The organism is Desulfovibrio sp. ZJ200 (assembly GCF_011039095.1).
Taxonomy (GTDB): domain Bacteria; phylum Desulfobacterota; class Desulfovibrionia; order Desulfovibrionales; family Desulfovibrionaceae; genus Desulfovibrio.
In genome coordinates this window covers 1-5,613 of the sequence record NZ_JAAKEH010000082.1, presented here as the reverse complement: position 1 = coordinate 5,613, position 5,613 = coordinate 1, and the positions used below count along the sequence as shown (strand labels likewise).

Genomic DNA, 5,613 nt, shown 5'->3' with positions numbered 1-5,613 from the left:
CAAAAGTCAAAGGTAATCTGCTCTATGTTCTGGACGATGATGTACAGTTTGCCGCCGTAACCGGCGATGTAGGCAATGGCTTTCTCCAGAATGGGGAGCTTGCCCAGGCTGGTAAGTTCGTCCAGCATCAGCACGGGAGTCATAGACGCCGTAAATTTTGGTGCCCTGGGGAATGAGCAGGTTTTGCCCGGTGGCGGAGTCAAAGACGTGCCGGGAAACCTGGGCGATCATGTTGCCGGGCAGATCCGAATTGACGCCCGTCAGCATGATGCCCGGAATGACCGCAGCAGGGAAACAACAATCCTTTTCATGGGGAACTCCTATTGTGCCTTTGCCGAAGAAGCGGCAGGCGCGGCAGTTTTGAATACGCGGCTCGCCGTAAGACTGGTGATGTACACGCCGCCGGGATTGCGCAACAGCACGGCTTCAGACGTGGGCGGGTTGATCTGGACACTGACCGTGGCCTCATAGGTATGGCTTTCCAGAGCCACGCCCGTATGCGCGCGGGTTGTCTCCGTCCACTCCACCCGGTAGGAATTGGCGCTTACCGGCAAAGGCAGGCTTTTGATCGCCACATGGACCAGCTTGCCGGACTTGGCGATTTCATACGGATTGTTGGTTGTGAACCATTCCTTGAGCACGCCCTTGGCGCTGCCCGCCACGAAATAGCTGAGACGCTGGATCATCTGCTTTTGCAGCTCAATGTCCGCTGTGACTGTGCGCCAGTCTGCGATGCAGGCCGCGATTTCAGCCTGGATCAGGCGCAAGGGCGCGGCGCTGGCCTGATCCGCGCGAGCCGCCACGGCAGCCTTGCCCAGCTTGTCCACTTCGATGATGTATGGGATGGCCTTGACCTGGTTCGCCTGAATGACATTGGCCGTGATGGAGCCGCCCAGGAGCAGCAAGGCAATGAATGCTGTCATGCGCCATTGCGCCGCGCGGCTGATGTACGAACCGTAGCGCTCCAGCCATTCCTGACGGGCGTTGAGATAGGGGTTATGCCCCTCAGAGGGCTTGGGCGCGACCACGGGGGCGTCGGTTTTTTCTTTCTTCTTGAACAGGCTCATTGCAGGCTCCCTTTATATCGTCAACATATCAGAACTGTTTTTTATTTCTCTTGCTTATGGGGTTAATCCTTCTTGAGGCGTGCGGCCTCAATCCGTTCCCGCAGCGATGAAGCGACACTGCCCTGGCGCTGGCCTCTGTTGTGCATGGCTTCACGGCTGGCGTTCCAGAGATTGCCGGCTGTGCCCTTAAGCATGCCGCCCACGCCCTGAGCACCTTCCGCTTTGGCAAGCTGGGCGGCCCGGCCAATGTTGGCCATGCCGGAGCTGGCGGCCATGCCCGCGCCCATCATGCCGGCACCCATTGCCGCGACTGTGGAAGTAAGAGCATTGCCCGTGCTGACGTGTGAGCCCTGGATGATCCCGGCCACCACGTCCGGCAGGGTTTTGACAAGGCAGTAGAAAATGACGCAAAAGGAAATTGTGACGCCGATCTGAGCCCAATCCATATCCTCAGCAACTTTCAGCTTCCTGATGAAATCAATGCCGACTCCAATGACAAGCTGCATAACCATCAGCTTGAAAGCAACAGCAAAGACATAGCGCAATGTATTGATGGCATAATCTCTAAGAAATGAGGTGGCTCCAAGACCAAGAAGAATGGATGAAGCACACATTGCTACAATGCATTCGCATTTGATGAGAATCATTTGTAACGTAATAAGTGTGAAGCAAAATAAAATTGCCATCCCTGCCAGGATATAAGCCAGGGACTTTGCTGGCTCAAAATAGTCTGTCTTTTTAAAAATATCTTTTGCCAATGAAAGGCCAACAGTAAACGGTTCATCAGAAGCATCCGTGATGGTTGTTGCTTCACCAGCTATTGATTTTAGTCCATTAATGACATTCCACGTCCATGTATGATAATTGTTGATAACAGCGAGAAAGAAGCCGGCAGCCAGCAGCACAAAACAAAAATTTTTGATTGTCTCGCGCACATCAGAAGTGCCAAGAACCATTTTTACGCCAAGAAAGGCGACTTCTAGAACTGCGCACCAGTAAAAAATAATTTTGGCGTATTTAAGCATGACTGATTCATACTTAGACAATTCACTATGAAATTTTGAGACAATATCTGATACGATCGTATCTCCTTGTATTGCAGCAAGAACAATGGTACTATCAATATAATATAAAACAAAAAGGAGTGTTCCAATGAAAAAAGCCATTTTACTGATTCTCATTATTTTCATTTTTGTTCCTTCAACTTCTTTCGCTTTTGATATCTGCGGATGGTGGCAGTCCCAAAAAACGCCATCCGTCTTTTTAAAAATTACCAATGATAAATTTTATGGATTTGATTACAAAATTAATTCTATGACTGATAATAAGATTGAGATCTTTGTAGATCATTCTAATGTCCCTTCTTATATCGAAAAAAAAAGCGCTGATATCATAATGATTACAAATGCAATTGGAGAAAAAAAATATTATAAGCTCGTAACACGCGATACAAACCTCAAGAATAAGGACGTAGAAAAGCTCTGTGGCGTAGATTAAAACGGATCAGAGCGTGAGTTTGTGCCCAATTTCTTCTTGAGCATATATCTTTCATTTTCCTGCCCCATCTGACTTTCCTTCTCGGCCTTTTCCTGGCTCGCCAGATCCGATTGAACCTTTGTCGCAATGAGTTCACGGAGCTGGCGGGCCTCTTGTATTTGCAGGGCGGCAAGCTGATTGCCGGCCATGAGCGCCTTTTGCTGACCGTCCGGGCTGGAAAGCAGCTCATTCATATTCAAAGACAATGAAATGCGACGTGCCCAGATTGTCCGTCCTGGCGTCCAGCAGCATGCCCATCGTGCCGCGCTGCGTGTAGCAGGCCAATGTCTGGCGGATGGAGATATCCTGTACGGCGTCCATGTAATGCGACAGGGTGCGCATGTGCTCCGGCTGCGTGGCCAGTCCGGTCATGGCGTTGTGGATGGCTTCACGGTGCGCGGGAAGCACGGTCATGCCCTGAAGCTCCAGCAGGCTTTCAATCCAGTTCTCCGCCCAGGCCAGCTCCGTGGCGTTTGCATCAATGCGCTGGAGGGGCGTGAAGCAAAGACTGTCTTCCGTGGCAATCTCGTAATGATCGCCGCCCGTGCCGTCGCAGAGCGGAAAAAGGGAGTTGCCCTTGTCAAATGCGAAAATCCGCCCATGCTCATAGCGCAGAAACTGCGCGGCTATGGTGGCCAGCAGCGTGGATTTGCCTGAGCCCGTGGGGCCGAAGATTGCCGTATGGGCCAGATCGCCGTCGTGGAGGTTGAACCAGAACGGCGTGGAGCCCTCAGTCAGAAAGACGGCCAGCGGAGGGGAATCGGGCGGATAGAAAGGGCACGGGCAGACCGGGCTGCCCGTCCAGACAGATTGTAAAGGCAGAAGATCCGCCAGGTTCAAGCTGGTCAGAAGGGGACGCCGGATATTGGCATAGCCGTTGCCGGGCAAACTGCCCAGCCAGGCTTCCAGGGCGTTGATGGATTCAATGCGGCAGCCGAAGCCCTGCGTCTGGATCATCCGGCGCAGCTCGCGGGCATTATCCTGCAGCGCGTTTACATCTTCATCCATGAGGACGACGGCGGACGAGAGATAGCCCGCGCCCACGGAGCCGGATTGCACTTCCAGCTTGGCGTCTTCCGCGTCTTCGCGCATACGCAGGGCGTCGCGGTTGATCTTGGCGTTGGGATTGTTGAAAAACTGATCCATGAAGCCCAGCACGCGCCTTCCATCCGCGCGCTCCAGGCCCGCAGGGCATGCCATTCCGGCGGCAGTTCCAGCACGGCCTGGGAAACAGTCCCGTTGGGCTTGTGCGTCTGCGCATAGAGAAAGGCCGCATTGCGGAAGATGGCGTAATTCAGGGCCACGCTTCGCGCAGCGGGCGCGGAGGCATCCCTGTGGCTAGCAGCCGGCGAAAGGATGGCCAGGACGCCAAGCAGAAGCGCGAGTACGGCCAGAATTTTCATATGGATTGTCCGTAATGGTATTGTCGCTTTCCAGAGCATTGCCATTCACTCCCACCGCGAGCCAGGCGTCGGCCTGAAACTTGGCCAGTTGCGTGCATTCATCCTGCGGAATGCCGGAGAGCTCGATTTTGAAGCTGCCGGTGGCATCGTTGGTGGACAGATTGATTTCGCCGCCCCAGGAGCCCACAAAGTCGCTGATCAGATACAGGCCACGCGCCAGGCCGCATGGGCTTGTGTCAGATTGCCCGCGCGCGACGTACCGCGAATTTGGCGTACTTTTCCTCAAATTCACTGGGTTTGTGAAAGACCGGCGAGGGAATGCCCCGGCGTCGCAGCCGGGCCACCAGGGCGATCATATTCATATTGCCCTTGAGATCATCGGAAATGTGCAACACGCCGTCGATCAGGGCCACCTTGCCGCGCACCTTTTCCGAGACTTGATCAAAGTCATCGAAAAACAGGGCTTCAGGGGCTGTGCCGGCGGCATTGCGCGCAGGTTTTGCGTTTCTGGCGTTCATGGCGTCCTCACTCAAAGGGCAGTGCGCTGCTTTGATTGCCGCGACGGATGGTGACGGCCTGCCGGGAAATGCCCGTGACCACGCCGCCGCCCAGGCGCGAGCCCTTGCGCACCACCACCTGGCCGGAGCCGGTGCGCACCGTGGCCGTGAGCTGCCCCCCCACGCCCTGTACGGAAATCACCCGCAGGCCGCCCGTACCGGCAGGCCGGGGCACAGCCGGGGAAACGGGCGAAGGAGACGCCGGAGGCGTCAGAGAGGGCAGGGAGAGTGTGGGCGCTGGAAGCGAGCCGGAGCGCGTGAGTTCTCTCTTTCTGGCCCGTTTTTCCTCAATCTGGACTTCCAGCGTTTCCTCTTCCAGCGTATTCCTGAGTTTCGAGATCTTTCCCAGGTTCCCGGCTGTTATGGGTACAGCGGCCATGCCGGGGGCAGAGGGCGCTTCCGGCCTGGAGGGCGCGGTTGCGTCCTGCTCCGTGTTGTCTTTTTTCTTCGCTGTGGCGGGAGCGGCTTTTTTCCTGACGGCCACATCCCCGGGCACTGGCGGCAATGGCGTCGGCGTTCGCTCCATCCAGAGCAGGCCGGCAAACGCCAGGAGCAAAAACAGCAGGATGCCCCAGATGATTTTTGTTCTTTTCGTGAGCTGCATGACCCTCCCCCTCATTTTTCCCTGGCGTAGATATTTCCCTGGAGCTCCCAGGCTTCATTCCTGAAGCTGATCCGCTCCAGCGTCAGGCCCGGCACTGCGGACAAGACGCGCCAGAGCGCGCTTTCCTGCAACAGGGAGCCGGGAACCGCGTTCAAGGTCCATTCCCCTTTGAGCCAGGGAGCCGACAGTTCCACCTTGTCGATGCTGCGTTTTTCCGGCTTCTGAAATGTCAGGCGCAGCCGGGCGCCCGCCTGTTGGGTAATCTGGTAGAGATGCCGGGCAGCGCTTTCCCGCGTCAGGATGGCCGGATAGTTCTGGCCCGTGCGGGCCTTGCGGTCTGTGGTCAGCGTCAGTCTGGAAACTGCGAGCTGTGGGCTTTTCAAAGCAGCCTGGTCCGGCAGGCTCAGAAAATCAGCCTGACTCTGGTGCGCCCAGGTCACGCTGAC

10 protein-coding genes and 1 pseudogene are annotated in these 5,613 nt (G+C 55.7%); 1 reads left to right on the top strand and 10 read right to left on the bottom strand.

Annotation, left to right across the window (positions count from 1 at the left end; genetic code table 11):
* The 4 genes and pseudogenes from G7Y52_RS14305 to trbL all read right to left on the bottom strand — a co-directional run.
* Window positions 1–128: type IV secretory system conjugative DNA transfer family protein (locus tag G7Y52_RS14305; protein WP_241159775.1), on the bottom strand; the 128-nt coding region annotated here is incomplete at its 3' end.
* Window positions 129–177: 49 nt separating this feature from the next.
* Window positions 178–231 (bottom strand): annotated as a pseudogene (locus G7Y52_RS15430) (hypothetical protein); the annotation flags it as partial.
* An 89-nt stretch (window positions 232–320) separates the two neighbouring features.
* The gene (locus tag G7Y52_RS14295; RefSeq protein ID WP_165073066.1) at window positions 321–1,067 is read right to left on the bottom strand and encodes a type IV secretion system protein; all 747 of its coding nucleotides are present in this window, start codon (window positions 1,065–1,067) and stop codon (window positions 321–323) included.
* 62 nt (window positions 1,068–1,129) lie between these two features.
* Complete coding sequence (trbL, locus tag G7Y52_RS14290) at window positions 1,130–2,233, bottom strand: P-type conjugative transfer protein TrbL (RefSeq protein WP_241159774.1); 1,104 nt, start codon at window positions 2,231–2,233, stop codon at window positions 1,130–1,132.
* On the opposite strand from trbL, the gene G7Y52_RS14285 reads away from it, so the two are divergent.
* Complete coding sequence (locus G7Y52_RS14285; RefSeq protein WP_165073062.1) at window positions 2,220–2,564, top strand: hypothetical protein; 345 nt, start codon at window positions 2,220–2,222, stop codon at window positions 2,562–2,564. The two genes, trbL and G7Y52_RS14285, sit on opposite strands and share 14 nt — an antisense overlap.
* Here the strand turns inward: G7Y52_RS14285 and G7Y52_RS14280 are convergent.
* The 6 genes from G7Y52_RS14280 to G7Y52_RS14255 all read right to left on the bottom strand — a co-directional run.
* Window positions 2,561–2,752, bottom strand: coding sequence for a hypothetical protein (locus G7Y52_RS14280; RefSeq protein WP_241159773.1), 192 nt, complete (start codon window positions 2,750–2,752; stop codon window positions 2,561–2,563). The genes G7Y52_RS14285 and G7Y52_RS14280 overlap by 4 nt on opposite strands.
* A 37-nt stretch (window positions 2,753–2,789) precedes the next feature.
* Entirely contained in the window at window positions 2,790–3,803 is a 1,014-nt protein-coding gene (locus tag G7Y52_RS14275) for a DUF87 domain-containing protein (protein ID WP_165073060.1), read from the bottom strand.
* Window positions 3,804–3,941: 138 nt separating this feature from the next.
* Window positions 3,942–4,292 carry a type 4 pilus major pilin gene (locus G7Y52_RS14270; protein WP_206215334.1) on the bottom strand — a complete coding sequence of 117 codons (351 nt, stop codon included), beginning with the start codon at window positions 4,290–4,292 and terminating at the stop codon, window positions 3,942–3,944.
* Window positions 4,243–4,524, bottom strand: coding sequence for a hypothetical protein (locus G7Y52_RS14265; protein WP_165073055.1), 282 nt, complete (start codon window positions 4,522–4,524; stop codon window positions 4,243–4,245). Before G7Y52_RS14265 ends, G7Y52_RS14270 begins: the two co-directional genes overlap by 50 nt.
* A gap of 7 nt (window positions 4,525–4,531) precedes the next feature.
* Entirely contained in the window at window positions 4,532–5,167 is a 636-nt protein-coding gene (locus G7Y52_RS14260; RefSeq protein ID WP_165073053.1) for a hypothetical protein, read from the bottom strand.
* 11 nt (window positions 5,168–5,178) lie between these two features.
* A partial coding sequence (locus tag G7Y52_RS14255) for a hypothetical protein (RefSeq protein WP_165073051.1) occupies window positions 5,179–5,613 on the bottom strand: 435 nt, incomplete at its 5' end.